The following is a 25,328-nucleotide window of genomic DNA, read 5'->3' as shown; positions in this document are numbered from 1 at the left end:
ATGTCAGCCTTTAAATCCAAAAATAAAGGGATCTGGTGTGAGAAATGGAAACAGAATTGAGCTCCGATGAATCCTTCCTATTAAGGGCAACAAGCCTAGAGAAGAAATTAGGGATCTCCAAAATATATCTAAAGCTCGAAACGATGAATCCTACAAAAACACACAAAGATAGAATTGCAAAAGCCCATGTCAAACATGCAAAGGAGCTCGGCTTTTCTGGAGTTACTGTAGGAACCTGTGGCAATTATGGAGTCTCTATAGCGTATTTCGCAGAAAAAGAGGGATTAAAAGCGGTGATCTTCGTCCCAAAGCACTATGAAAACTCAAGAGTATGGGAAATGAAAAAGTATGGGGCAGAGGTTGTATTTGTAGATGGACCATACGAGTCAGCCGTCTTTATGAGCAAAACTTTTGCAGCAATGATGAATTACTATGATGCAAATCCAGGTTCAAACCCACAAATAGACTACGAGGCCTATTCCTCAATCTCCAAAGAGATTCTCAGCGAAGTTGAACCGTATGCAGTGTTCATTCCTGTGGGCAATGGGACTACGTTAGCGGGACTCTATTATGGTTTCATGAAAAATGGTGTACTTCCAAAAATTATTGGGGTGACCACAAGTTATGGAAATCAGGTTTTGAATGCATTCTACACCAGAAGCATGGAAGAAGTTAAAGATTTTGTTGAAACAGAAATAAACGAACCTCTAGTTTCATCAATATCCTTTGATGTAGAAAAAGCTCTAGAGGCAATAAAGGCTTCTGGAGGTTACATCTTTGGTTTTGCCGATGACACCGCATTAAGATATGCAAAACTTTTGGAGGATAGCGAGGGCGTAAAAGCTCTACCTGCCTCCGCTTTAGTCTTGGCAGGGCTTGTTAAGTTTGTTAAAAAATTCGGGGTAAATAACGAGAATTTCGTGTTGCTCCTTACTGGAGGGGTTTGAAAATGGAGAAAGCCTTGATCCTTGCAGAAGGAAGATACAAAACAACTGATGGAAAGACTGCCCATGGGTTAGTTAGGTACTCCAAAAGGTTTAGAATTGTCGGAGTAATAGATTCAACTTTGGCTGGGAGGGATGCTGGAGAAGTTTTGGATGGCATTCCACGTGGCATACCAATATATGGAAGCTTTGAGGAAGCCCATGCAGAAAACCCCGACGCAAAATACCTCATAATCGGAGTCGCTACTCCCAGTGGCTATCTACCCCCTCATTATAGAGAAATAGTGAGAAAAGCCATAAAGGCAAGAATGAACATAGTTAACGGTCTTCACAACTTTCTCAGTGATGACCCAGAATTTTCTCGTTTAGCCAAGAGGTACAAGGTTCAGCTTATAGACGTGAGAAAAATATACCGTGATTTAAAAATCCCGTTTACGGGAAAAATTGAGGAGGTCAAGGCTCTCAAAGTAGCTGTACTTGGGACAGACGGCGCAATAGGAAAGAGAACAACTGCGATAATGCTCCATGAAGCTTTTAAACGCTTTGGGAGGAAGAGCGTTTTTGTTGCTATGGGACAAACGGGATGGATGCAAGGAGCTAAGTATTGCATAGTTATAGACTCCATTATCAATGACTTTGTTGCAGGGGCAATTGAAGACGTTATATGGAGAGCTTGGAAGGAGGAGCAGCCTGATGTAATTGTTACCCACGGTGAAGGATCACTGCTCCATCCAGCCTATCCAGGAGGATTTGAATTGATAGCGGCCGGTAAGCCAGATTACATCGTACTTCAACACGCACCGGCAAGAAAGTTCTTTGACGACTTTCCACAGTATGAGATTCCTCCCTTGGAAAAATATATCCAGCTCATTGAACTCTTATCGGGTAAAAAACCAATTGCGATTACAATAAATTCGGAAAAGCTCACAAAAGAGGAAGCCCTTCAGAAGGCCAAAGAAATTGAAGCAACCTATGGAATTCTAACAAGAGTGCCTCTATATGAGGGCGTCGATGACATAGCTAAGGCAATTTTGGAGGACGCAGAAAAAGCTATGGCTGCTCAAGAAAAGGTGAGCATAAATGTCCCTCAGGTGCTTTGACTATATTGTCATTGAAAAGCCAAAAATATCCTCCATGAGGATATCTTCCGTTTATACCATTTCCATTGATGGAGAAGAGGAAAAGTTTAAGCTGATCCACAGATACCAGGAGAGAATTCCAAAAAACGAAACCTTTGCCAAGCTTATGGTAATGACACCGGCGATAAACTATGCTCTCTTTACGCCAGAAATTCATCTCTACTTTTCTTTGGATCCAAGGGATTTGAAGTTCTTTAAGGATATGATGGAGTTGACGGCTAATGACATACTTGTGAACAGGGTATACAAGAGAACTGGGTTTGTTAGGGAGGAGTTTATCCCCAAAGAGGTTAAACCCCAGCCCCTAGCAGAAGTTATTCCAGAAAAAGTTGAAGAGGAGGGGGTAGCGCTTGAGCCCAATTACAACAGCTGTGCCGTGATGCTCAGCGGTGGAAAGGAAAGCCTCCTCACTTACGGGCTCATGAAGGAAATCGGGTGTGATGTTTATCCGTTCTTCTTTAACGAGTCAGGCGGCCACTGGAAGGTTGCTCTAACAGCTTATAAATGGTTCAAGGAGCATGAACCAAACACGAAGAAAGTATGGAGCAATGTGGACAGGCTTTACACTTTCATAGAGAAAAATATGAGAATACTTCAAAATGTTGGCAAGCGTAGAGTCGAAGTGTATCCAATAAGGCTGTTTTTCTTTGAGCACTATGTTTTCTCCTTCCTGCCATTAATTGAAAAGTACGGGATAGGAAATGTTCTACTAGGCAATGAGTACGACGATCCAAGAGGACTCAGCTATGAGTTCCATGGAATACCTCATTTTTATGCCGTTCTTGACCAGAGCCAGTTCTTTGACAAATATATGACAAAATGGTTCGAGGAGAGAGGGCTAAAGATAAGACAGTGGTCAGCTGTGAGACCGATCACCGGACTTATCGTTGAGAGAATCCTCTACCAACGCTATCCCAACCTCTTTAAACTTCAGAGGAGCTGTCATTCCGTACACAAGGAAGGTGAGGATTATGTCCCCTGCGGAGAGTGCTTCAAGTGCAACGGCATACAAACGTTCCTGCTGGCCAATGGAATAAATCCTCAGCTGATTAAATACAAGCTCCATCATGTAGAAACCCTGCCCAAGAGAATTGCAGAGGGAAAAATAAGATTAGATGAAGATGAGCTCTACCATTCACTTTATTTAATAAAGCAGAGAAACCCCCAGTTTCCCCTTGAGGGTAAGAGAGCCGAGCATGTGGAAATGCTTCACTTTGATGATAGGAATTCCCACTTCGACAACATTCCTCTCGAGTTCAGAGAAAAAATATACTCGATATTTGAGCAGTATGCAAAGGGTTATGTCTATTTGAAAAACAATGAATGGATTAAAATCACAAAGGAGGAAGCTCTTTATGGAATACATGATAGTTGACGGAGAGCCGTATTTAGAAAAGATAAAGATGCTTGACAGGGAAATAAGCTACTCATTTGTTCGTTTTCCGATTTCATACGAGGAGTTCGCAAAGAGGCATGAAGAACTTTTTAAAGACCTTCTCTCTCATGGGGAGCACAAGTTTTTTGCTGCCATTGATGAAAATAAAAATCTGCTTGGTCATGTATGGGTCTGCTTAACCCTTGACACCGTGGATTATGTTAGAATAGCCTACATATATGACATAGAGGTCACTAAAAAGGCGAGAGGCTTGGGCATTGGTTCGGCCCTCTTAAGAAAGGCAGAGACGTGGGCAAGAGAAAATGGGGCAAAAAAAGTCGTGCTTAGGGTAGAGATTAACAATCCCGCGGTAAAATGGTACAAAGAAAGGGGCTACAGTGAAAGAGCCGTGATACTAGAAAAGCCACTAGGGAACATCAAAGACTAATAGCTCACTACCAATAGCTTTGGCAAGAAGACTTCCAGCTTCATCAAAAATCCATGCACCACCCGGTGGGAAGCTGTTCACAATGAAAGTTTTAACCCCAAGGAGCTCTACACGCTCTGACATCGCTTTGATATCATTTTCGTTTGGTTTTCCATAGTCAGGTGAGTATTCCATTGGTACAAAGAGATACTCCGGCTTTTTTCTTTTGATCCACTTAGCTATTCTCTTATTGTAGAGGTCACCGCAGATGATAATAGCTACTTTGCCAAACTCAGTTTTTGCTGTTTTGAGGGTGTTACCAGTACAGAACTTGTATGGTTCTTGAAACTTGCGGTGCTTTAAAATAACTTTACCTTCTCGGTTGAAGAGCAGCGCGGAGTTGTAAACGCAGCGCTTGTATGGCTCGAGGAGGCCTAGGATTACATAGACAGAGTTCTCCTTTGCAAGTATGCTTACTCTGTCCACAATCTCATCATAAAGCTTTGCCCCGCTAAAGTCCCACTCCCTAAAGCCGGTGAGGCAATACTCTGGGAAGACAACGAAGTCAGGTTTATGGCTCATCGCTTCCTCGAACCCCCGCTTAAACTCGGCCCAGTTGGTGTTGAAATTCCCGGTTTTGACGCGCATGGGGATTAGTGCTATCTTCATTCTGACACCTCCTTCCCAACATCAACCCTTTCGGCAATCTTTAGGTATATGACGACCAAAACCATCTGGGTTACAGTGAACGTCCCTATCAGGTAAGCTATACCCTGAGGAGTTTTCGTTAGCCAGTCCACCTTTTCAATCGTCATTATCCTGTCCAGGAAGTCTCCGAGTCCATGCGCCAACACCAGCCCTTCGATCCTCCTGAACTTCCACCGATATACGCTGTAGAGGATTCCAAGAAGAAAGGGATTGTAGAACCTCCAGAAGCTCGGCCTGAGTGTTAGATGGCCCAGGGCAAAGAGGAAGGCCGTTATAAGCACTGCTTTCCAGCCCCTGCCCAGCTTCTCCTCAAGGGCGACCTGGAAGAGCCCCCTCCACATCAGCTCCTCGTATAAAGCCACGAAGATAAGGTATTTTACCAGCATCGCGATGTATATTAAAAGAGTTATTTTTGGTGGCCTTCCAAAGGTGTTTATGCCAATTCCCAGAGGGATAATCCAGAGAAAGCTCATAAGCATTGTAAACAATGGCAAAAGAATATGGAGTCTCAGGTCAAAGCCTCCGCCGAGGCCGAGCTCTTCTCTGGTGTAACCTGAAAGTCGAATGACCAGATAGAGGAGCACAAAGGACACAAGTCCAAGCGGCACCCATCCTATCTCGCGGTAAAGGGCATGGGACATCAGCAGGGTTATAAAGTCGAGGATTACAACACCAAGCACTCCCTTCCTCCATCGTTCCATTTTGAAGCCCTCTTAAATTGTTCTTTTGAGAATTTGATTCGTTTCAACCTGCATGATATCATCCATGACGAATATAAACGCTTCGGCCCTCTGTCTATGGGTCACCCCAATGGTGAGGTTTTCGATGGTTTTCATTCCCTTTTCACGGGCGAACTCTTCTAGGGTTCTCCTCAGGCCATCGATGTCGAAGTCAGCAACCACTATCCTTCCTCCAGGCTCTATGACCTCAAGAGCTCTCTCCAGGAATGGGAGTGCATCAAAATCGTGAAGGATGTAGCTGAACACCACCGTGTCGAAGCTTCCACGCCCAAGCTCCCGGTCGAGAAAGTCGCCGTTGATGAACCGCAGGTCTTCGGCAAGTTTTTCAAGCCTCTTCGAGAACTCAAAAGTGCCATACCGCTAATTCTCTTCGGTATCTCACAGAGAAGTTTGAGCCTTAGTCTGACCTCTTCACGGTAGGACCCAAACTAGGCCAGCCTAATCCCAACGAACCACTTAAACTCCTCGGGACTCATGAGGCTCAGCCCTGGTCGTGTTGTGGGCCATAACTCGCATCCGTTAATCGCCTCCGCTCCTCCAAAAACCTCTTCAGCTTCTCCGCCTTCTCAACCCTGTCGAGCTTGAGATAGGCTTGATACTCATACTCCAAATCAAGAACCGGGATTTTCATGCCTTCGACTCGCACAAAGCGCTTGTATTTATCTATGTCCACAGGCTCTTCCCACTCATCGTTGACCTTCTTCTGGATATCCCCCATTATCTCGACTTTGATCCCATCAATCATAAGCGCTCCAAAGTGCGAGCGGATTCTCTCGCTCTCCTTAAATCTAACAGGCTCAACCACGAACTCAGAAAAGAGGCGCTCGATTTCATAGGCTCCTTCTCTGTCCGTCTGAACATCAATGTCATGCGGCTCAACAGGGACACCTTGGAGGGCAAAGCCGAGGCTCCCGGTAATAACCCAATTCACATCTCTATTCTTTAACCGCTCATACAGCTTACGGAGAACTTTAAGATGTTTCTGAGGAATCATCTCAACACCTTAGAAGGTTTATACTATAGACCCAATAAAAACTTTGGGGATTTTTAGAGTTTATCTTAGGAACTTTCTGTTCCAAATTTCGCCTAAGTTGAAGACAAACTTTTCCAAGAAACCCTCAATGTTGCTCTCACCTGCTTTTTTGACTCATTGTCTCTATGGCATTGATTCAGGAGGTAGGTTCATGAAATTTGCCCATTTCTTCCTAAGCTACATGCAGGAGAAATTTACACATATAGAAGGCTTAGCTGTCAAAATAATCCCGCAGAATTTCCTTTTAAAACCCAATGAAACCATGAAATTTCAGGTTGAGGTGATGGCTCAAAAAGAGGGAACTTATTATTCCAGTTGCCCTCGAAGATAAAGGCTGGAAGAGCTGGAATGCCGTTAAGATCGAGGTAAGCTAAATCTTAAACCTTATGCATTGTCACATGTAAAAGTTACACGCAAATAGATAATACGTAGTACAAAGAAAATCTTTATATACAATAAGTGTAACTTTCAATTAAAAAGTCCCACAAGAAGGGGAGTATTAAGATAGCTGGAGCACAAAAGTACAAGATGGCTCTCCTCTTCTGGATGCTCCCTTTAGTGAACCGTGAAATTGTGAGAAAAATTTGGAGGTGTTTTGGATGCCAATGTATCTCGTAACTCACACCTGGCCAGCTGAGGAAAACCTGAAAGCCATAAAAGAAGCCGCCGACTTCTTTGAGCAGTTATCTGCACTTCCAGACGGAATAGAATTCCTTGCTAGCTACAACTTTGAAGGAGGATGTTATACTCTCTGGAAGGCACCAAACAAGGAGGTACTTGAAAAACTGATAGAAGGTTCTCCAACCTTCAAAAAGAATGCAGAAATAGTGGAAGTCGTGCAGAGCTATCCTCCTACAGTGGAGTACACTGTAAGGACATGGAGAATGGTGCTTTCAGCTGCCAAAAAGTGAGAACTTGACCATTCTTTTTTAATTTTTTTATTCCTAACTTTTTAGAGCACGAAGCTTAAAAATCTTAGTGGAGATATTAATGCGGTGAACTGGATGAACACCATCATCCGCGAAGCAAGAGCTGAGGATAAGCCCTTCATTGAAGAAATAGCAAAGTTAACCTGGGAAGGTGAAGACTACCTAGCGAGAGTTTTTGAGAGCTGGATAAGAGATGGAAACTTCTATGTTCTCGAGTTTGATGGAAGGGTTATTGGAACGGCAAAACTCACTCTTTTACCCGATAAGGTCGGCTGGCTTGAGGGCCTTAGAGTGCACCCAGACTATCGTGGCAGAGGATTTGGAAGGATGCTACATAACTTCATGCTACAAAAAGGTGAAGAGCTTGCAAAAGAGGGTATCATAAACGCTTTGGAATTCTCGACTTATTTTCTCAACAAGGAAAGCATTGCAATGGCAAAGAAAGATGGTTTTAGGATTGTGGAGCGATTTTACTATATTCAGAGAGAGCCTGAAAACGAAGAAAGCCCAAAACCTTCAAAAATTGACTCTTTAAATGAGCTTGAGTATGAAGGTTACATCCCCTACGGATGGAAGTTCCTCCATAAGTGCGAGGAAAGCCTGAGGTGGCTGAACAAAAAGGCAGAAATTAGAGAGTATAAGGGATTTAAGTTTCTTTATGTGCCGATACACGAGAACGAACCTGCGTTCACACCCTTCAAACTTTCGATTGAAAGCATAAAAACACTCTTACCTGCAATGAGCTTTGAGGCCAATAAAATAGGCTACAACAGCATCGACATAATGCTGCCAGAGGACAGAAAAGATTTGATCGACCCTCTGAAAGAGCTCGGCTTCAAGAACTGGGCTGATTTTAAGGAGCCTGATGTTCTGGTGTTTCGGATGGAGCTTTAGTCTCTAATGGCTTTAAAGTTTTTTCCATGGAGTCCCACATCATCAAAAAAGCTTAAATCCAACTCCTTAAGAATAAAAGTGAAAATAAACAAAGTCGGCTAAAACTATTCCTCCAAAAATATCTCTATCTTTCCAACCCGCTCTTCAATTGTTTTAACCGTCTTCTCAATTTCTTCAAACTTTGAACTGAGGGAGGATAGCTCTTTAGATAGCTTCAGCTCTTCTTGGTCATGCAGAGAATACCCTATGGAGAAAGATATGCCTGCCGCCATGAGAAACAGCAGTACTGCAATTCCTAAATTCAGATAGCTGGTTCCACCCTTTAGGATTATCGCCGCGGATATTACGGTGGCAGCCAACCAGCTTGCTAGAATCACAACATCTCTCGTTCTCATTCAACCACCTCCTTCAAGATTTCGGGTGAAAGGTGGATCTCAAAAGGCATGAGCTCATAAAATCTCAGAGCTTTCCCCTTCTCCTCATCAAGTATAACCTTGCTCTTGACGATTCCTGCTGCCTCAAGCTTTTTGAGGTGAACTTTAGCCAATGCCCTGCTTATCCCGAGACCGTTTGCTATCTCATTTAGGTACATTGCCCTATTTTCTCTTGCAAGCAGTGCAACTATCTTAACTCTGAGCGGATGCCCAAGCCCATCGAGCATTTTGGCAAGTTTTTCAGTATTCATGTTATCACTTAATAACATGTAATCAAATGATTACTTAAAAATTTTTCGTTCATCAGCGAGCACTAATTAGTTCTATTTTGACCAAATTGGAGGATTGTGAGTGTTTGAAGTTTTGGAAGAAAGTGAGCTAGGACGATCTGGGGATAGTAAATGTGTGGATAGTTAAAAATGCGATGGATTTTGATAATAGGATTCTCCGAGGATTTTCTAATTTTTAAAGGCTCATCCATGAAGTTTAATTTCAATAAACAAAAATAAAAGAAGAGACAGGAGATTATCTCTCCAGTGCTTGTGCAAATCCCCTGGCACCCAATAGCAAACTTATAAACGCAAGAGCCAATAGGTATACTAGAGATATCAGCAACGTTGAAGCTGAGAGGGGAGTTGAATAGATAAAAGACCTAATCAATCTTGCGGCATGGGTCATGGGATTAACTGCGACTATTAGTGAGAGCACTCTGCTACCACTGAAGACGCTTTCAGGATAAAACACTGTGGAAAGGAACATCATAGGCAACAGTAATATGCTGGAAATCGCAAGAGGGAGATTTGGATTTTGGCTCTTGGAAAGGAGATATATCATAAAGCTTGCCAAGGCTACAACAAGGCCCATATTAACCAAAAAGCTTTTCAGGATTTCTGATAATGTCAAAGAAAGCCCTTCTGCCATTAAAGCCGCTAAGAGCGATATTACCGACATTGCTATTAATGCTCTCAAACATGAGCCCAAGATTTTAGCCAAGAAAAGAGTTGAACGATGTACAGGGAGTGTAAAAAGTGTCTCCAAGCCACCTCTGAACTTATCTTGGATGAATGTTGCAGCGCCCCGGAATCCCTGGTTGATGCCTATTATCGTGAGTACTCCCGGAAACATGAAGGCAAGATAAGAGACATCCTTTCCTCCAAAATTCACAGTTCCGATAAGCTTTTCCATCAAAGGTCCAAAGAGCATGACGTATATCAAAGGCTCAAACAGAGTTCCTAAGAAAAACTCCAAATCCATGCCAATTTTTACTTCCCTTGAAATGGCGACCCTAAGCGAAGATACTATCGATTTCAAATTCATTTTATGCCACCTCCAGAACTCCCTATTATTTCAAGGTAGACCTCTTCAAAGTTTGCTCCGGTTGTGACAATGTCCTTAATTTTCAGCTGGTTAGCTGCAAGAACCTGAATAAGTCCATTAATTGAACGATCAAGAGAATCCAGCCTTATTTCAACTGTATTCTCACCCGCCTGAGAAATTTCTTTGACCCCACCAACACCCATAAGTTCCACTTCAAGGACATTAAAGTCTAGTGGATCCTCAAAAACAACTTTAACAGTCTTACCAAATCTTTTTCTCAAATCTCTTGGCCTGCCTTCAGCTATTAGCCGACCATTATTTATTATGATCACCCTCTCAGCGAGGTACTCTACCTCATAAAGATCATGGCTTGTAAGAAGAATAGTTGCTCCGCTATCTTCGATTTTGTCCTTGATTAGCTTCCACGTGTTTCTTTTGCTCCTTGGATCCAATCCTGTTGTCGGTTCGTCAAGGAAGATTATAGGGGCCTCCGCAGACAGAACAGATGCCAGTTGCACCCGTCTTTTCAGCCCGGTACTCAATTGAAACGGTTTTTTACGTCTATGCTCCTTTAGATCAAAAGACTTAAGGGCTTCTTCGCAACGCTTTTTGGCTTCTTTTTTGTTAAATCCTCTGAAACGAAGGTAATAGGTTATATGCTCTTCAACAGACAAAGATGGGATTAGATCCGGCTCCTGAGGCATATACGCTATCTTAGTTCGAACTTTCAAGGGATCCTCCAGAACATCTATCCCCTCAACCCTTATGGTACCTCTGTCCGGCTTGTAAATTGTGGCAATCATCCTTAAAGTTGTTGTTTTTCCAGCCCCGTTAGGACCAAGAATGCCAAGAACTTCGCCTTCTTTTGCTTGAAAACTGAGGTTGTTAACGGCAGTAATCCTCCCTTTAGGACTTGAAAACGTTTTTACGACATCTTTTAATTCAACTGTTGTCATGCCTACACCTCCCTAATGAGAACATTATGCATCTTGGGTCGGGCTTGGAAAGGCTCTTAACAATTGTAAGTATTGTAGCTGAGAACAATTGCCTTTCATATTTATTAAACTTTTTGTTGTAATAAACATACTTTTTTAATTGGTTTTTACTGTTGAGATGCAATAAACAAGAATTTGGTCTCAAGAAAGTAAGAACTGCTCTCTTACAAGTATCGTTCTTTGGACTTTGGAGTTATTCTTTTAAATAGTTCAAACATCCCATACGGCAGGTAGTTAAAACTTTAAGACCCGTGAGCTCTAAACAAGTATATAGGTGCCTTCTAATGAAATGGAGCGAAATCCCCCGCGATGCTAAAGCCTACATGCTCTACCATACAATCATCGCTCCCCAGTTAATAGTGTGGATTCTCTTTCCTCTTTACCTTATGAAAGCTGGTTACTCCATTTTAGAGGTTGGTGCCTTTTTTACAGCCGTTAATATTGCCTCTATCCCCCTAACATATCTCTTTGGCAGGGCCTTTAACCGATGGGACATCAAGAAGGGATTAATAGCAATTGACTTCCTCGATGGGATAGCCTATATCCTCTACGGCTTTGCCAAGGGAGCAATAGCTCCAGTTATACTCTTCGCTGGAAGGACGATAGAAAAGTTTTCAACAGTGCTTTATCCGCTTTACCGAGCCTATGAGCAAGTTATTTACCCAGAAGACAGGTACGAGGAAATCTTTGCTTGGCACCTTCGGCTACCTGAAATAAGTCGTCTCATAACATTTCCGATAATGGGCTACCTCTTTGGATACATATGGAACTCAACTGAACACTATCGTTTGGCATTCCTCTTCTTTGGTCTGCTTTCGATTCCAACAATGGCTTATATCTGGTTCTTTCTCCCATCACTTGGAAAAGAGGAAAGGATAACTCCAGAAGGCTTCACATTTAAAGTTGGCGAGTTTAAAATCTTGCTGATTTTTGAGACCTTGTTAACCTTAGCATGGGCCCTTGTACCTGAGATTGTGCTAATCAACTACGTCATTTTTGTACTTAAGAAGACCATCTTTGAGATAACGTTGATAGCATGTGTTACAAGCATCACTTCAATAATAGGAACCTATGCCAGCGAAAGGTTTCCAAAGGAGAAGGGGTTCCAGGCAATTGCTATTGGAATGCTTATCAATGTCTTCTATGCATTAGTCATGGCACTCTCCCCACCGTTTTGGCTTGTCATACTTGCTTATGCAGTTGGAGACTTTGGAAACACACTATGGTTTCCCTTCTACCGCTCATGGATGTTTAAGCTCATTCCCAAGGAGAGGGCTAGCGAGTTCCATGCTGCCCTCTCAAGCTATCGAAAAGTTCTTGGACTCATAACACCATTCATAGCTGGTTTTCTGGCTAACGTTCATCCAACGTTGCCCTATGGAGCGAGTCTCATAGCGTTTATAACGGCGGGAGTATTCCTACTATGGATCGCAAGGAGAAAGTAAAAATTCATGTCTCTCCCATCTGTGAGACGTAAAGCCTGTAGAAATGCCCTTTCTTCCCGAGAAGGACCGTGGGATGCCCATCCTCTACTATTCTTCCGTCCTCAACGACAATAACTCTGTCCACGAAGTGCGTTATCGAAAGACGGTGAGCTATGATTATGCTCGTTCTGCCTTCCATGAGCTTCAGCATGGCATCTTGAACCAACCTTTCTGTCTTCGGATCGACACTTGAGAGCGCCTCGTCGAGGATTACTATATCAGGGTCTTTGAGCATGGCCCTCGCGAGGGAAATGAGCTGTCTCTCCCCGACGGAGAGGAGCTTTCCCGCCTCCCCGGCATCGGTCTCGTAGCCTTTTGGGAGCCTCATTATGAAGTCGTGGACCCCGAGCTGCCTGCAAACTTGAATTACGTCCTCCTCGCTGGCTTTGGGGTTCGCTATGAGGATGTTCTCCATTATCGTGCCCGGGAAGAGGTAGGTCTCCTGCGGGACGTAGCCTATTCTTTTCCTCAAACTTTTTCTGCTTATCTCCCTCCCATCAAGACCGTCGTATAAAACCCTTCCTTCAGTCGGGTCGTAGAAGCGCATTATCAGGTTCGCGATGGTGGTCTTTCCGGCTCCGGTTTTTCCAACAACGGCTACCTTTGATGCCGGCGAGATATGGAGGTTTATTCCCTTGAGAACTGGGAGACCCTTCTCGTACTCGAACCAAACCTCCTCGAACTTGATCTCTCCCCTTAGCCTCTCGACATAGCTCCCAGTGTAGTCCTCTATATTCTCGTCATCCAGAACCCCATATATCCTCTCTAAAGCAGCCAAAGCGGACTGGAGGCTATCGTAGAGGCCTATAACCTCGTTTATCGGCCCACGGAAGCGCTGGGCATACTGAATGAACGCTATAACAATGCCAACGCTCACCGCACCCTGGTATGCTAGATAACCTCCATAGGCTATAACAACTATAACGGAGAGCAGGCTGGTTATGTTCATGAGGGGCCAGAAGATACCCATGTAGATGGCAACCTTAAGGTAAGCCTTTATCGTCTCCCTTGAGACATTAGAGAACTCTTTCTCTACTTCCCTCTCCCTGCCGAAAGCTCTTATGGTCTCAACTCCAGCGACGCTCTCCTCAACGACGCTGGAAATCCTCGCTATCTTCTGCCTTGTCTCCCTGTAAGCTTTTCTCATCTTTCCACCGAAGTAGTAAGCCACAACAACCATCAGCGGGACGCTCGTGAGTGTTACAAGAGTGAGCTTGACATCGAGGAGAAACATAGCAGTTATTATACCCATAAGGCTTAGCAGGCTTCCAAGACTCCCGAGAAGGCCCGAAACGAGGACGTCATTCACTATTCCCGTGTCGTTCACTATCCTCGAAACGAGGTCGCCGGTTGATTTGTCCTTGAAGAAATCCAAACTTGAGCGGAGAACCTTCTCGTGGAGCCTTGCTCTGAGGTCACGAAGCACTTTCTGGCCGAAGACCTCGATGTAAAAGGTCTGAAGCGTTGCAAAAAACCACTGTGCCACAAGAGAGCTAAGGTAAAGGAGAACAACAACCCAGAAGCGAGTATAGTTGCCGGCAAGGATATAGCGGTCAATTGCTACGCCTAAGATGTAGGGTGGAGCTAGCGTCGCCAGAGCTGAACCTATTATGCTGAGAATGACTATTATCAGAGTTTTTTTGTGGGAGAGAGCCTCACCTATGAACCTTCTGAGGAGCGAGAGAGACGATTTACTTTCCATTCCAACCACCTCTGCCGAGCATCTCGCTGAAGATCCCTCCTTTTCTTGCAAGCTCTTCTGGACTTCCGTCTTCAACAACCTTTCCATCCACCATCACGATAACCCTGTCTGTTAGCTTTGCCATCGAGAGCCTCTGGGAAACGATTATAGCGGTCTTATCCTTGAGGATATCCCTTAGATCCTCAACGAGCTTCTCCTCCGTTTCAGCATCAAGGTTTGAAACGGGATCATCTAGGAGCACTATTTTCGGCTCAAGGAGAAGTGCTCTTGCCAAAGCTATTCGCTGCCTTTGACCACCAGAGAGCGTTACGCCCTTCTCTCCGACAACGGTTTCGTAACCATTGGGGAGAGAGGCTATGAAGTCATGGATTTTGGCTATTTTAGCTGCCCTGATGATTTCTTCCATGCTCGCATTGGGATTCGCGAGGGCTATGTTCTCCCTCAGGCTTCTGTTGAAGATGAAGGGCTCTTGTGGAACATAGGCGACTATCTTCCTCAGGCTGGAGGTCTTTATCTTCCTCACGTCCACACCATCTATGAGCACCTCTCCTTTATCGGGCTCGTAGAAGCGTGCTATGAGCTTCAGCAAGCTGCTCTTACCCGAACCTGGAGGGCCTGTTATGAGAACCTTTTCTCTAGGGTTTATTCTCAGGTTCAGCCCCTTCAGGACAGTCTTTCCGGTGTGGTAGGTGAGGTAAACGTCCTTAAACTCAATCTCACCGCGCGGGTTGGTGAGCTCAACCGCATCCGGAGGGTCAACCTCAGTCGGAGCTGAATCAATCACCTCAAAGAGCCTTGATGCAGCAGCTAAGCTCCTCTGGATGTCGCCTATAGTGAAACCTAAAGCTCTTAAAGGCCATGTCATTGTGAGCATGTATGTGAGAAAGGCCGTCAGCTCGCCAACGGTCAGGTTTTGAGCTATTATGGCCTTTCCACCGTAGTAAAGCATGGCGCTCATTGCTATTCCCATTATTAGGAAAGGTGCATTGCCATAGAGAGCTGTGATCTTAGTGGCCTCCACATTGAGCTTGTAAAGTTCCTCGTTTTCTCTTTGGAACTTTTCTTGGACTTTTTCCTCTACCGAAAGGGCTTTTATAGTCTTAACCCCGGCTATGCTGGCCGTTGATGCCGATGCTATCACCCCTGTCTGGTGCCTTACATTATCGTAAATGGGTCTCACTTTCTTCGCGTAGGTTGTGTTGAGGGCTACAACGAGAGCTATGGTAGCAAGGGCAACCCCAGTTAAGGCCTCGTTCATACGCGCCATGTAGTAGAGCGAGATGATGATGAGAAAGACCGAGTAGACGAACATCCTAATGCGGAACGATAAAAAGCGAGTTATCCTCTCCGTGTCGTTGGTTATCCTGCTTATGAGCTGACCAGAATAAGTTTTATCGAAAAACTCCATCCTATGCCTCTGGATGGCCTTGAAGGCCTCCATACGGAGATGATAGACGGCATGCTGAGCTGCCTTAACTAGGAGGTAACGCCCGCTGAAGCTGAAAGTCCCATTGAGGATAGCTACCAAAAGGACAAGAAGAGCGTAGCGAACGGCGAGACGGTATTCTCCAGTGGTTACACCTCTGTCTATGGCCTCCCTTATGAGAACGGGGATTACACCATTAGTGTAGGACATAAGGAGAACTAGGGTTAAGCCAATAACAAAGTATGATTCGTGCCCTCTCAAATATCCCAACAGCCGGACAAGTTGTTTCAGTGAGCTACTCATGCCAGAAAACCTTAAGTGCGGTATTATAAATATTTAACGGTTAAGATAATCATCTAATAGGATCCTCAGCATGCCCGAGGCTTGAGCATAAATTGGTAAATTGCGAAAGCCAAGTAGCTATGACCAAAATGAGCTCGAAAAGAGAGTCTTGCGGAGGCCGACTGGAAGTAAAAGGAAACCAAAAAGAAGATGACTCTTTGATGCTCTCTTGGGGAGGCATAATGCCCAACAAGGAGACAACCAAGGATAAGTGGTGTTATTAAGAGCCCAAGCGCAACGATCCAAGTAGATGTTACGCAATAAAACTCTACACAGGGGTTCTGTCTAACTTTCGTAGGTAGTCATGTAGAGGCTGACAACTTTCTAGTTGCCAATCCTGAGATAGGTCTCAGTGAGAAGAACGAAGAGGGAGTAAGCCATCTTTAGAGGTCACTTTCTCCTCATCCTTCAAAACTCTGGAATTCTTATTGGAGCTTGAAGTTCTTTCTCATTCTTTTCCAGATCCGTTGCCAGCATTCTTATTCTCTCAACCCCTTTAATTTCTTTAATGTATTCTGCCACACTCTTTGGCACCAGGTCTTCCCAGGGTTCACCCTCTATCATTCTCCTCCTTATCTCCGTGGCAGAAAGAATGTCCTTTCTGAACATTGGCTGAACGACGACCTTATACCCTCTTTCCTTAAAAAGCTGTGCTACAAGCGAATTTCCAGTGAAGACAACATCAAACTTTGGCACCATTGCTTCTACATAGGGAGCCCAGATTGAGTTGAAGTTTATGTCCGGTAAGGCAACGAGGAAGTATTTTCCCCTCGGAATTCCCTTTTCATCTAAAGCCCTTATAAGCATCTCCATTCTTTCGCTTGTTGTAAATGGATTTTTCAAAGTATGACTTACCTGAGCACTTCCGATACCAATTATAACTTCATCCACTTGTTCAAACACATATTCAAGGGCTTTTAAATGACCATTGTGGACGGGCTGAAACCTACCAACAAAGAGACCCCTCATCATTTATCCCTCCTCATAGATCAGTTTTACCTCCACTTCATCCCCCACTTTTAACCCCAGCAACTCAGCAGCCGAACCTTGATTAACAGCTATTTCAAGATAATCATGACTCCCTGGAAGAGAGAGGGGCTCTCCCGGTTTTACCTTGCCGTAGGTATCTACGTATGGGATTTTTCTCCCCAAAATCTCAACATATTTCGGCGGTTCATAGTTTTCGAGATTTAAAATGACGTTTCCAAAGTCATCGATATAGATAACCTTCAAAAGCCAAGAATTTTCTTGTTTTTTAGGCTCTAGATCAAGCTTGATTATGCTTTCCAAATCAATTTCTTCTCCAAGCCTCGAAGGTTCATACCCAAGACTGAGCAGTGCTCCTGCAGGACCAAATACATCCCTTCCGTGAAAAGTCGAGCTTATCCTCCTCCCGATGATTGTTTCCATTTTTCTGAGGTCTATTTCATATGCGGCTTTTGGTTGTATCCACTTGAGGGGAAGCGTTGCTAAACCGTTGTCAGGGAGCACTAAAAATTGAGTGCCTTCTATTATGATCGCTCTCCGTTCAGTGCCTACTCCGGGATCAATAACCCCTACGTGGATAGTATTTGGAGGAAAATATTTTACAACTTGCTCCATAACAAAAGAACCTTCAACAATGCTGTGCCGTGTTACCGAGTGAGTAATGTCCACTATTTTTGCTTCTGGATTTATCCTCAAAATAGCACCTTTCATTTCTCCCACATAGGGTCCTTTGATGCCAAAATCTGTAGTTAGAGTTATCACTGACATCACCTAAAAATTATTAAGGCTTTATCTTTAAAAGAACTTTGGGGAAAAGCATGAGGTATTTAAAATTTATCCCAATTGTGCTCATTTTTCTGATTTTCTCTTCTGGGTGCCTAGTTAAGGAGCCAGCAAAAGTTGAGATTAATACAGACAAGAGCGCCGTTAAGGAAGGGGATATTTTCCATGTAATAGTTAAGGTCAATAATACTGGAAAAGTCGCGATAACTGGAGTTAACTTGTATCTTAACAACCCAGACTTTAAAATACTTCAGGCTCCTTCTCTGCAGGCACCTCTAAAAGTCGGTGAGAGTGTAGAGCTTATATGGATAATCCAAGCTCCATCAAACCCCGGCAGATATATGCTCAAAGCATCTGTGGAGGTCGTGGACGAACTTCAGAGAACGTGGGGTGGATTCTACAAGGAATTAATAATAAATGTCGTAGAAAGAGAAAGTGAAATCCCCTTATTTGGAGTATTGAGTGTAAGTGTTGCCTCTCCTGAGAAAGCTGAAGGAGGTAGTGAATTTACGGTTGAGATAGCAGTGAAAAACACGGGTAATGCCCCCATAACACTTAAAGAGATCTCATTAACTCTATTGGAGGGCATGGAAATTGTCAGAGAGCCAGATGTTCCAGCCAATATTCTTCCTGGAGAAGAACATAGATTGACTTATGTACTCAAAGCCCCTTACATGCCAGAGGAGGGTTATATAACGATCTCCGTACTCTACACTGAAAACGGAGAGGAAAAAAGAGAGCTCAAAAACAGATTTATTAAAATCCTTTGGAGACCATGGAATTATAATGATGAGACTTTAAGACTCGCGTATAGCGAGGAATACTACTGGATACAACTAGTGTACCTTGTTGACGGATTTTGGAAAGATAAATTTAATTCTACATCAAGGATAGACCGGGAACTATTAAAGAATGAATCACTCTCATTGGTGAAAAACGCCACTTCGGAGATTGAAGCCGCAGAAGCAGTTTATAATATGATCAAAAGCAGATACACCTTTGGAGACGTCACAACAACCACAAATCCATCTAACATACTTCCCCAGAATAAGATAAGCTATGAAGAGGGCACACTTCTTTTCACAGGGATCTTAAGATCCCTGAATATTCCGGCTAGAGTTGTAACACTTTATAACGGAGAAGACTGTACGAAGAATGCAATTTCCGAGTTTTATTCAGCCGGGAAATGGTATGTTGTGGACTTCAAAAGAGACTTCTTTGGTTCGAGAGAAGAATACATAGCAACCCCATACTTTCCCAAAATCTATCAGATGGTAACAGATGGTATATACAATCTTGTTGCCCAAGCTCCAGAGGAGGAAAAAAGGCACGAGCACGTGGATGTAAGCCCTGAGTATTTAGCCAATATAGAAGATTCTCTAAAGAAAGTCGTGTCAGAAAGGCTTAACCCTACGGTAAGGCCAAAATTATCCGTAGTGCTGATCAACATGAATCAAAATGAGCGTATATTCACCCTTTTCTTATTTGCCTCAGCTCCTGAAAGAGAGTTAAATCTTGTCTTTCAGAAAGCGGATCCAAAGAATCTTGCAAAAAACGTTGATGCACTCTACAAATTTTATAAAGACAAACCATGGCCAGAGAACTTTAGAGAGTACTGGGATATTCTGATGGAGGTGTACAAATGATAGTGGTACTTAGATTGGGACACAGGCCAGAAAGAGACAAAAGAATAACAACCCATGTAGCCCTGACTGCAAGGGCTTTTGGAGCAGATAAAATCATAATAGCAGCTGAAAAGGACGAGCATGTATATGAGAGCGTTACAGACGTTGTAAAACGTTGGGGAGGGCCATTTGAAATTGAATTTAACCAACACTGGAGGCAGATTTTGAGAGAGTGGAAAGGAAAGATAGTTCATTTAACTATGTACGGAATACACATCGACGAGGCTATCCCAAAAATAAGGGAAGTATTAAAGAAGGAGGACATTTTGGTTGTTGTTGGGGCGGAGAAAGTTCCAAGGGAAGTGTATGAAATTGCCCACTACAACGTGGCTGTTGGAAATCAGCCACACAGCGAAGTTGCAGCACTGGCAGTATTTCTTGACAGGCTTCTTGAAGGAAAAGGACTTAAAAAAGAATTCAAAAATGCAAAGGTTAAGATAATCCCCCAAGAAAAAGGGAAAAAGGTAATATCTCTGGAGGAGCGAAGAGATGCTGAATAGATATCGCTCAAACGTTAAAGGGTATTTAGAGACCCTCGTAAAGCCTTTAGCTAAGATAGGAATTACTCCAAATCAGCTTACATTTATCGGGCTGTTGATATCTCTTTTGGGAGCATATTTCTTTGCTCAAGGCTCTCAGAGAATTGCCGCATTAATATTGCTCTTTGGATCACTTGTAGATGCCCTCGATGGAACTTTAGCCCGGCTTACAGAAAAAACTTCGCGGTTTGGAGCATTTTTGGACTCAACCTTCGATAGAATAAGTGATGGGGCAGTGTTGTTTGGAATAGCATACGGGGGATTAGTAAAGTGGGAAATTGCAGTGATCGCGCTTATAGGTTCCTATTTGGTTAGTTACGAACGATGCAGGGCGGAACTTGCTGGAAGTGGTACCCTTGCAATTGGGATAGCTGAAAGAGCAGAAAGGCTTCTCATAATAATTATAACATCCCTTTTCAACAGGGTTGATGTGGGTGTTTATGTGGTTGCAATTTTGGCGTGGATAACGGCACTTCAAAGATTATGGGAGGCAAAAAAAAGACTAAGCTAAACCGGGATGATGAAAATTTCGCTGGCGGAGTCGTGAAGAGCCCTGCCGTTACTGACCGTTTAGCTCTTCAATTATTACCATTACCTCCCTTAGATCATTTATGACGAATTCACATTCTCTCCATAGCTCTTTTTTATCTCCCTTCTTATCCAGCAGGACACTAACCATGTCAACCTGCCTAGCACCGACACAGTCTTTGAGAGGGTTATCCCCAACATATATTGCTTCTTCACCTTTAACATCTGCTTTTTCCAAAGCCAATTCAAATATTCGTGGGTGGGGTTTGTAGAAACCTGCTTCCTCACTCGTTGTTATGCTGTCAAAGAGGTCTAAAATACCTAAGGCTTCAAGTTGGGCCTTGAGATAGTCATTGTCGGAATCTGTGATGAGTCCTACATGATATCCATTGGTTCTTAGAGCTTTTAGGGTTTCGAGGGCTTCATTGTAGAGTTTTCCGTACTTTTGATGCATTTTAAGGTGAATTTCCCAGAACTTGGGAGAAAGCTCAAAATTGTATTTCTTAGCAAGCTCCTGCATAATTTCTTCTTCAAGCAATCTAATTGGTTTATAGGGCTTTCCCGCAAATTCTTTAAATTTTTCACTTGTAAGAGCTTCGTATTCTTTCCATACCTTTGCTGGATCAACGTTTTCTGCTTTAACATCCCTCAAAACTTCTTTTATTATGTTCTGGTGGGTAATATCTTCATACTCCTTGCTGAGCAGCGTGCCAACGAAATCAAAAAACACTGCCTTTATCATTACTTATCACCAATACAAAATGACCTCTTTGTCTTAAAAATCCTTTATTGTGACGAGATTAAATATCTAACAAGCGTGAAATATAGTTGGAGAAAAGACAACTAAGAAGGATCATTGTTGCCTAATTTTGCCATTTAAACGTAAAATTTTGGAAAATGTATTTATAGGACAAGTCAATATTAACCCACACAGGGGGTGATTGCGTTCGAAGTTGTATTGCTGATATGGGGAGTTAGAGACGAGGTACTGGAGAAACTTCCGATAAAGGGTCACTGGCTGTACGGAGAGTACGATTTCATAGCAGTCTTAAGCTTTGAAGACAGCAGAGAGCTGGAAGAGTTCAAGCGAGAGTTGCACCATCTAATTGGAAGCGAGAAGTTTAAGATGTATCCGGTAAAATACTCGGCAAGAAAGAAAACTCCTCAGCCCCAAAGCCAAATTAATTCATAATTTCGGCTCCATAATACCCATCTTCTTAAGTTTTTCATAAGCTTTCCTTAAGACTTCCCTGATTTTATATCTCTTGTCGAGTCCTCCAAGCTTGTAAGCTGCTTTTCTAAGGCTGCCTGACTGCAAGAAAAGCTTTAACAGTGCAACCTCCTCAAAACTCAGATCTTTTAGGTGCTTCAATGCGAGCTCTGCTATTTCAATTGGATTGTTGCCCTCATAGGGGAAATCAGCTGATAATATGGGCTTATCCAGCAGCTTAGTGAATTCGAATTCAATTACAGTTACCTCCGTATCAGGTTTTATGTTCTTGTAGTGTTCTTTAAGAGCATCCAAAAGCTCCTCTTTATTCTTAAACCCATCCATAATGGCATCTTCATCAGTAAGCTCAGAAACCCTCTTTTTTTCAACTCTCTTTATTCTAGCCTTTCCAAGAACGTATCCCCCAGAATGTACAAGAACTTCGTCCCCTGGTTTTAAGTTAACTTTGCCCACCCTTATTGTGGCACTTTTCTTCCCACTAAGGAGCAAATCCTTATATTTTCCATCGAACTTTAGATTTCGCATTTTATTCCCTCCTTGGTTTTAGGAGGCGGAATTTTATGGCAATTACTCCATAGCGGTTCTCCTTCCATTTTGGATACATGTTGTGGAACCTCTTCACGGCTTGTTCAAAGCTTGGTTTATCTGGAAAAATCTTTTCTATGGGCTCTTCTCTCAAAGCTTGTCTAAAAGTCTCATATTTTTTGACCGAGATAACCTCTGCAGGAACTTCGTTGTTGAAGAGTATCTTATCCTTAGGCTTGATGCCCTTCAGCTGTGGGTAGGCTACTCTAACCTCTATCCTCTTTTCCCCGCTTTTTATCATCTCAAGATATTCATCCCTAACGTATAGTTTGTGCACTTTCATTGCTCCCTTAGTTAGTGGAGTAAATGCTTTAAAAAGATTGCACAAAATGAAAAGATTTAAATCATTTGAGGATTAAATATATCTGGTGCAACAAAATGCGAAGAGCTCAAAGTGCACTTGAGTACTTGTTTATACTGGCCGCTGTTCTGATACTGGTTATGGTAACCATAAGAGTTATTTTCACTAGTGTTCAGGCATTAAACTCATCAGTAACCGAATACATCGACACCTTAAAGGACAAGATTCTTGAGACTCTGTGAGGTGGTTCAATGGAGCTCTTTTTAATTGGTCTCGGGGTTATAATGGGTATTCTAACTTCTTACACCGATATTAAAACTGGATTTATAGACGATAAGCATGTGTTTCCAATTGCCGGGGTTGGGATTTTGTACTATCTTTATTATGGGATTGCCATAAAGCACGACATTTTTTATGCATTTTCGGGGTTAATAGGGGTAGCCGCTGGGTTTTTATTAGGTTACCTGCTCTATCTCATGGGAGGCTGGGCGAGTGGAGATGTTGTTATCTTAATGGGCTACTCAGCTCTCTTTCCGTACGCATCAAGCTACGCAAAGATAGTTCCCCCCTATGCGGTGAGATACCCTCTACACAGCATAACGCTCTTATTTAACAGCATACTTGCAGTGTTTCCCTTTATTTTCTGCTACTCCCTTGCAGTGCTGGTAATAAAGAAAAAAACTGCTCGATTAAAGGAGATTTTCATTGATAAATGGCCCAAACCCTTTGAACTTGCCCTCTGGATATCGGCTGCGTTTGTGGTTCTCAGAATAGCTGGAAAAGCTATTCCCCCTCAATTTGGGGTGTTGGTATGGGGGGCTATAATAGTTATTCTAGCAAGACTGCAAAAGGCTGGAGATGTCGTTGGATTAATGATTTTTGCATATGGTGCATTTAAAACGCCGGATATTGTTTACAGCTACTTGAAACTTGCCGCAACATTCTATACCTTTAAGGTGTTCTTTTCCCTCATAAAGGTTTTAAGAGAGGAAGTATTGACAAAAAAAGTCTCTGTTAATGAGCTTAAGGAATGGGACATCCTAGGGGAGTGGATATACGAAAAAGACGGTAAAATTTACAGGGACAGAGAAAGCTCGTTTGACAAACTTATTCGATCTTTCAAGAGTTTTAACTTAAATGCGCTTAGGGTTGAATACGACAGACTAATCGCCTCACCAACGGCTGAAGGCCTCAGAAGAGAGGACATAGAAACTCTTAAAACACTCGTGAACGAAGGGAAGCTGGAGGATGAATTTGTTGTGAGGAATGCAATGCCCTTTGCACCGGCCTTATTTTTGGGCTTTTTGATATCGGTATTTTACGGCGACTTATTCTGGTTGTTCGTGCTAAAAAGCAGCGGGCTTTAAACTTTAAAAACAACAACACATTGACATAAATGAGGCAAGGGAAGATGAAGTTGAAAGCAGGCAACAGGGATGATGAGCTTTTGCTTTGCTGAGTGTGATGAGCACGCCCTTCTCTGACCTAATCCATTTCTTTCAGAATTTTTTCAATGATATCCTTTACTTCATATAAGCTTCTCACGATGTAATCTCCCTCAACTCCCTCGTGGGGGTTAATAGCTATGCTTACATCCGCAACTTTGAACATGGCTATGTCGTTATGGCCGTCTCCTACGGCTATGGTTAGCTTTGGCTTGAGTTTTTCTTTAAGCTCAAGCAAAATATCTCCCTTGTTTCTGAAGTCTACCCAAGGAAGAACCTCTCCTGTTATCCTGCCCTTCTCATCAAATACAAGCTCATTTGCATACACAAAATCAGCTTTAAGCTCTCTCCCTACTCTTTCGGCAAGGCATTTAAGGCCCCCACTGATAATGGCGATTTTAAAGCCCCTTTCTCTTAAGAATTGAAAAAGCTCCCCAACACCTTCAAAATACTCCACTGAATTTGCCCATTCCATAACTTCATCTCTCGTCCTTCCTTTCCAGAGAGAAGCATCCAGCTTTGCCCACGTTGCATAATCAAACTCCCCAGCAAAGAATCTCTCAGCGTACTCTTTCCCTTTATCCCACGTACCAAACTTTTTATGAAGCTCAACCCAGCTTGATTTGGATTTTACCAAGGTTCCTTCCAGATCAAACGCTATGAGGTACATTTTATCCCCTCCATCCGTATTCCCCTATTAGAGGCACGAATGCCACGCCACCATGGTTTTTTATCTTGACCTTGTTGTCTTCACTTATCTTTATAACCTCAAGAAGCTCTTGCCACAGATGATAGCTTCCCACAGGGATTAAAATTTTGCCTCCCACTTTGAGCTGTTCTATTAAAGGTTCAGGAACTTTAGGTGCTCCCGCTGTAACGATTATTCTGTCATAGGGTGCTTTTGGTGGAAACCCTTTAGTTCCATCGCCAACGATTACGTGGACTCTATTGTATCCCGCCCTTTCAAGATTTCTTCTGGCAAATTCTGCAAGCTCTGGAATTCTCTCTATTGTATAGACGTCTCGTTTAACGAGCTCATAAATCAAAGCGGCGTTCCATCCACTTCCAGTTCCCACTTCAAGAACGTTCATACCCTCCTCCAACTCAGCAAGTTCAAGCATTATAGCGACCATGTGAGGGGCACTTATTGTTTGACCTGCAGGAATTGGGAGGGGCTCATCAACGTGAGCATACGCTTTATATCTCTCAGGAACGAACTTATATCTGGGCACTCGAAGAAACGCCCTCTTTACTTTTTCACTCTTGATTATTCCTTCTCTTTCAAGCTTCTCAACAAGCCTCATCCATTTTCTATACAGCTCATCCTCTTCCATGTCCTTCACATATAAAAATTG

General features: G+C 43.1%; 31 protein-coding genes. 14 read left to right on the top strand and 17 right to left on the bottom strand.

Going from position 1 to position 25,328, the window contains the following annotated elements:
* The first annotated feature begins 44 nt into the window (after nucleotides 1-44).
* From ACZ5NL_RS00375 to ACZ5NL_RS00360, 4 genes are read left to right on the top strand one after another with little or no spacing between them, the layout of a single operon-like run.
* Nucleotides 45-947 (top strand): pyridoxal-phosphate dependent enzyme, encoded by a 903-nt coding sequence (locus tag ACZ5NL_RS00375; protein ID WP_464842339.1) that lies wholly within the window; start codon nucleotides 45-47, stop codon nucleotides 945-947.
* 2 nt (nucleotides 948-949) lie between these two features.
* The gene (locus tag ACZ5NL_RS00370; protein ID WP_464842338.1) at nucleotides 950-2,044 is read left to right on the top strand and encodes a DUF1611 domain-containing protein; all 1,095 of its coding nucleotides are present in this window, start codon (nucleotides 950-952) and stop codon (nucleotides 2,042-2,044) included.
* Nucleotides 2,025-3,458, top strand: a complete 1,434-nt coding sequence (locus ACZ5NL_RS00365; RefSeq protein ID WP_464842337.1) for a hypothetical protein — start codon at nucleotides 2,025-2,027, stop codon at nucleotides 3,456-3,458. The genes ACZ5NL_RS00370 and ACZ5NL_RS00365 overlap by 20 nt, the downstream gene beginning before the upstream one ends.
* Complete coding sequence (locus tag ACZ5NL_RS00360) at nucleotides 3,439-3,906, top strand: GNAT family N-acetyltransferase (RefSeq protein WP_464842336.1); 468 nt, start codon at nucleotides 3,439-3,441, stop codon at nucleotides 3,904-3,906. Before ACZ5NL_RS00365 ends, ACZ5NL_RS00360 begins: the two co-directional genes overlap by 20 nt.
* Here the strand turns inward: ACZ5NL_RS00360 and ACZ5NL_RS00355 are convergent.
* The 4 genes from ACZ5NL_RS00355 to ACZ5NL_RS00340 form a co-directional block, all read right to left on the bottom strand.
* Nucleotides 3,886-4,554 carry a carbon-nitrogen hydrolase family protein gene (locus ACZ5NL_RS00355; protein WP_464842335.1) on the bottom strand — a complete coding sequence of 223 codons (669 nt, stop codon included), beginning with the start codon at nucleotides 4,552-4,554 and terminating at the stop codon, nucleotides 3,886-3,888. The genes ACZ5NL_RS00360 and ACZ5NL_RS00355 overlap by 21 nt on opposite strands.
* Complete coding sequence (locus ACZ5NL_RS00350; RefSeq protein ID WP_464842334.1) at nucleotides 4,551-5,294, bottom strand: lysostaphin resistance A-like protein; 744 nt, start codon at nucleotides 5,292-5,294, stop codon at nucleotides 4,551-4,553. Before ACZ5NL_RS00350 ends, ACZ5NL_RS00355 begins: the two co-directional genes overlap by 4 nt.
* Nucleotides 5,295-5,306: 12 nt before the next feature.
* Nucleotides 5,307-5,633, bottom strand: coding sequence for a methyltransferase domain-containing protein (locus ACZ5NL_RS00345; RefSeq protein ID WP_464843495.1), 327 nt, complete (start codon nucleotides 5,631-5,633; stop codon nucleotides 5,307-5,309).
* 181 nt (nucleotides 5,634-5,814) lie between these two features.
* Nucleotides 5,815-6,327, bottom strand: a complete 513-nt coding sequence (locus tag ACZ5NL_RS00340; RefSeq protein WP_464842333.1) for a nucleotidyltransferase domain-containing protein — start codon at nucleotides 6,325-6,327, stop codon at nucleotides 5,815-5,817.
* A 190-nt stretch (nucleotides 6,328-6,517) separates the two neighbouring features.
* On the opposite strand from ACZ5NL_RS00340, the gene ACZ5NL_RS00335 reads away from it, so the two are divergent.
* The 3 genes from ACZ5NL_RS00335 to ACZ5NL_RS00325 all read left to right on the top strand — a co-directional run bounded on the left by ACZ5NL_RS00335 (nucleotide 6,518) and on the right by ACZ5NL_RS00325 (nucleotide 8,189).
* Nucleotides 6,518-6,697, top strand: a complete 180-nt coding sequence (locus ACZ5NL_RS00335; RefSeq protein ID WP_464842332.1) for a hypothetical protein — start codon at nucleotides 6,518-6,520, stop codon at nucleotides 6,695-6,697.
* Nucleotides 6,698-6,965: 268 nt separating this feature from the next.
* Nucleotides 6,966-7,277, top strand: coding sequence for a hypothetical protein (locus ACZ5NL_RS00330; protein WP_464842331.1), 312 nt, complete (start codon nucleotides 6,966-6,968; stop codon nucleotides 7,275-7,277).
* A gap of 93 nt (nucleotides 7,278-7,370) precedes the next feature.
* Nucleotides 7,371-8,189, top strand: coding sequence for a GNAT family N-acetyltransferase (locus ACZ5NL_RS00325; protein ID WP_464842330.1), 819 nt, complete (start codon nucleotides 7,371-7,373; stop codon nucleotides 8,187-8,189).
* A gap of 104 nt (nucleotides 8,190-8,293) precedes the next feature.
* Here ACZ5NL_RS00325 and ACZ5NL_RS00320 read toward each other — a convergent pair whose 3' ends face one another.
* The 4 genes from ACZ5NL_RS00320 to ACZ5NL_RS00305 form a co-directional block, all read right to left on the bottom strand.
* Entirely contained in the window at nucleotides 8,294-8,584 is a 291-nt protein-coding gene (locus ACZ5NL_RS00320; protein WP_464842329.1) for a hypothetical protein, read from the bottom strand.
* Complete coding sequence (locus ACZ5NL_RS00315) at nucleotides 8,581-8,874, bottom strand: ArsR/SmtB family transcription factor (RefSeq protein WP_464842328.1); 294 nt, start codon at nucleotides 8,872-8,874, stop codon at nucleotides 8,581-8,583. The genes ACZ5NL_RS00320 and ACZ5NL_RS00315 overlap by 4 nt, the downstream gene beginning before the upstream one ends.
* A gap of 274 nt (nucleotides 8,875-9,148) precedes the next feature.
* Nucleotides 9,149-9,940 carry an ABC transporter permease gene (locus ACZ5NL_RS00310; protein ID WP_464842327.1) on the bottom strand — a complete coding sequence of 264 codons (792 nt, stop codon included), beginning with the start codon at nucleotides 9,938-9,940 and terminating at the stop codon, nucleotides 9,149-9,151.
* A complete protein-coding gene (locus ACZ5NL_RS00305) occupies nucleotides 9,937-10,896 on the bottom strand; it encodes an ABC transporter ATP-binding protein (RefSeq protein ID WP_464842326.1) in 960 nt (319 codons plus the stop codon). The genes ACZ5NL_RS00310 and ACZ5NL_RS00305 overlap by 4 nt, the downstream gene beginning before the upstream one ends.
* 323 nt (nucleotides 10,897-11,219) lie before the next feature.
* Here ACZ5NL_RS00305 and ACZ5NL_RS00300 point away from each other — a divergent pair, with 323 nt between their 5' ends.
* Nucleotides 11,220-12,380 carry an MFS transporter gene (locus ACZ5NL_RS00300; RefSeq protein ID WP_464842325.1) on the top strand — a complete coding sequence of 387 codons (1,161 nt, stop codon included), beginning with the start codon at nucleotides 11,220-11,222 and terminating at the stop codon, nucleotides 12,378-12,380.
* A 4-nt stretch (nucleotides 12,381-12,384) separates the two neighbouring features.
* Here the strand turns inward: ACZ5NL_RS00300 and ACZ5NL_RS00295 are convergent, their stop codons facing one another.
* The 4 genes from ACZ5NL_RS00295 to ACZ5NL_RS00280 all read right to left on the bottom strand — a co-directional run bounded on the left by ACZ5NL_RS00295 (nucleotide 12,385) and on the right by ACZ5NL_RS00280 (nucleotide 17,638).
* Nucleotides 12,385-14,121, bottom strand: a complete 1,737-nt coding sequence (locus ACZ5NL_RS00295) for an ABC transporter ATP-binding protein (protein WP_464842324.1) — start codon at nucleotides 14,119-14,121, stop codon at nucleotides 12,385-12,387.
* Nucleotides 14,111-15,850, bottom strand: a complete 1,740-nt coding sequence (locus ACZ5NL_RS00290) for an ABC transporter ATP-binding protein (RefSeq protein ID WP_464842323.1) — start codon at nucleotides 15,848-15,850, stop codon at nucleotides 14,111-14,113. The genes ACZ5NL_RS00295 and ACZ5NL_RS00290 overlap by 11 nt, the downstream gene beginning before the upstream one ends.
* A gap of 447 nt (nucleotides 15,851-16,297) precedes the next feature.
* Nucleotides 16,298-16,861 (bottom strand): nicotinamide-nucleotide adenylyltransferase, encoded by a 564-nt coding sequence (locus ACZ5NL_RS00285; protein WP_464842322.1) that lies wholly within the window; start codon nucleotides 16,859-16,861, stop codon nucleotides 16,298-16,300.
* Nucleotides 16,862-17,638: an SAM hydrolase/SAM-dependent halogenase family protein gene (locus ACZ5NL_RS00280; protein ID WP_464843493.1), complete on the bottom strand. Its 777-nt coding sequence runs from the start codon at nucleotides 17,636-17,638 to the stop codon at nucleotides 16,862-16,864.
* A gap of 56 nt (nucleotides 17,639-17,694) precedes the next feature.
* Between ACZ5NL_RS00280 and ACZ5NL_RS00275 the strand changes: the two genes are divergently transcribed.
* The 3 genes from ACZ5NL_RS00275 to pgsA are packed head-to-tail and all read left to right on the top strand — an operon-like array spanning nucleotide 17,695 to nucleotide 20,394.
* Complete coding sequence (locus tag ACZ5NL_RS00275; RefSeq protein WP_464842321.1) at nucleotides 17,695-19,305, top strand: transglutaminase domain-containing protein; 1,611 nt, start codon at nucleotides 17,695-17,697, stop codon at nucleotides 19,303-19,305.
* Nucleotides 19,302-19,844 (top strand): tRNA (cytidine(56)-2'-O)-methyltransferase, encoded by a 543-nt coding sequence (locus ACZ5NL_RS00270; protein ID WP_464842320.1) that lies wholly within the window; start codon nucleotides 19,302-19,304, stop codon nucleotides 19,842-19,844. Before ACZ5NL_RS00275 ends, ACZ5NL_RS00270 begins: the two co-directional genes overlap by 4 nt.
* Entirely contained in the window at nucleotides 19,834-20,394 is a 561-nt protein-coding gene (gene pgsA / locus ACZ5NL_RS00265; protein WP_464842318.1) for an archaetidylinositol phosphate synthase, read from the top strand. Before ACZ5NL_RS00270 ends, pgsA begins: the two co-directional genes overlap by 11 nt.
* 48 nt (nucleotides 20,395-20,442) lie before the next feature.
* Here the strand turns inward: pgsA and ACZ5NL_RS00260 are convergent, their stop codons facing one another.
* Nucleotides 20,443-21,153, bottom strand: a complete 711-nt coding sequence (locus ACZ5NL_RS00260; protein WP_464842316.1) for a TIGR02253 family HAD-type hydrolase — start codon at nucleotides 21,151-21,153, stop codon at nucleotides 20,443-20,445.
* Nucleotides 21,154-21,348: 195 nt separating this feature from the next.
* On the opposite strand from ACZ5NL_RS00260, the gene ACZ5NL_RS00255 reads away from it, so the two are divergent.
* The gene (locus tag ACZ5NL_RS00255; protein WP_464842314.1) at nucleotides 21,349-21,603 is read left to right on the top strand and encodes a hypothetical protein; all 255 of its coding nucleotides are present in this window, start codon (nucleotides 21,349-21,351) and stop codon (nucleotides 21,601-21,603) included.
* Here the strand turns inward: ACZ5NL_RS00255 and ACZ5NL_RS00250 are convergent.
* On the bottom strand, nucleotides 21,598-22,167 hold the full coding sequence (locus ACZ5NL_RS00250) for an ASCH domain-containing protein (RefSeq protein ID WP_464842313.1): 570 nt from the start codon (nucleotides 22,165-22,167) through the stop codon (nucleotides 21,598-21,600). The two genes, ACZ5NL_RS00255 and ACZ5NL_RS00250, sit on opposite strands and share 6 nt — an antisense overlap.
* A 1-nt stretch (nucleotide 22,168) precedes the next feature.
* Complete coding sequence (locus tag ACZ5NL_RS00245) at nucleotides 22,169-22,510, bottom strand: ASCH domain-containing protein (RefSeq protein WP_464842311.1); 342 nt, start codon at nucleotides 22,508-22,510, stop codon at nucleotides 22,169-22,171.
* 95 nt (nucleotides 22,511-22,605) lie between these two features.
* On the opposite strand from ACZ5NL_RS00245, the gene ACZ5NL_RS00240 reads away from it, so the two are divergent.
* A complete protein-coding gene (locus ACZ5NL_RS00240) occupies nucleotides 22,606-22,770 on the top strand; it encodes a class III signal peptide-containing protein (RefSeq protein WP_464842310.1) in 165 nt (54 codons plus the stop codon).
* Between the two features lie 9 nt (nucleotides 22,771-22,779).
* Nucleotides 22,780-23,895, top strand: a complete 1,116-nt coding sequence (locus ACZ5NL_RS00235; protein ID WP_464842309.1) for an A24 family peptidase C-terminal domain-containing protein — start codon at nucleotides 22,780-22,782, stop codon at nucleotides 23,893-23,895.
* Between the two features lie 118 nt (nucleotides 23,896-24,013).
* On the opposite strand, the gene ACZ5NL_RS00230 is transcribed toward ACZ5NL_RS00235, so the two are convergent.
* Entirely contained in the window at nucleotides 24,014-24,643 is a 630-nt protein-coding gene (locus tag ACZ5NL_RS00230; RefSeq protein ID WP_464842308.1) for an HAD-IB family phosphatase, read from the bottom strand.
* A gap of 1 nt (nucleotide 24,644) precedes the next feature.
* Nucleotides 24,645-25,307, bottom strand: coding sequence for a protein-L-isoaspartate(D-aspartate) O-methyltransferase (locus ACZ5NL_RS00225; RefSeq protein ID WP_464843491.1), 663 nt, complete (start codon nucleotides 25,305-25,307; stop codon nucleotides 24,645-24,647).
* Nucleotides 25,308-25,328 lie beyond the last annotated feature (21 nt).

Source organism: Thermococcus aegaeus, assembly GCF_055393685.1.
This window is presented reverse-complemented; position numbering and strand designations above follow the sequence as displayed.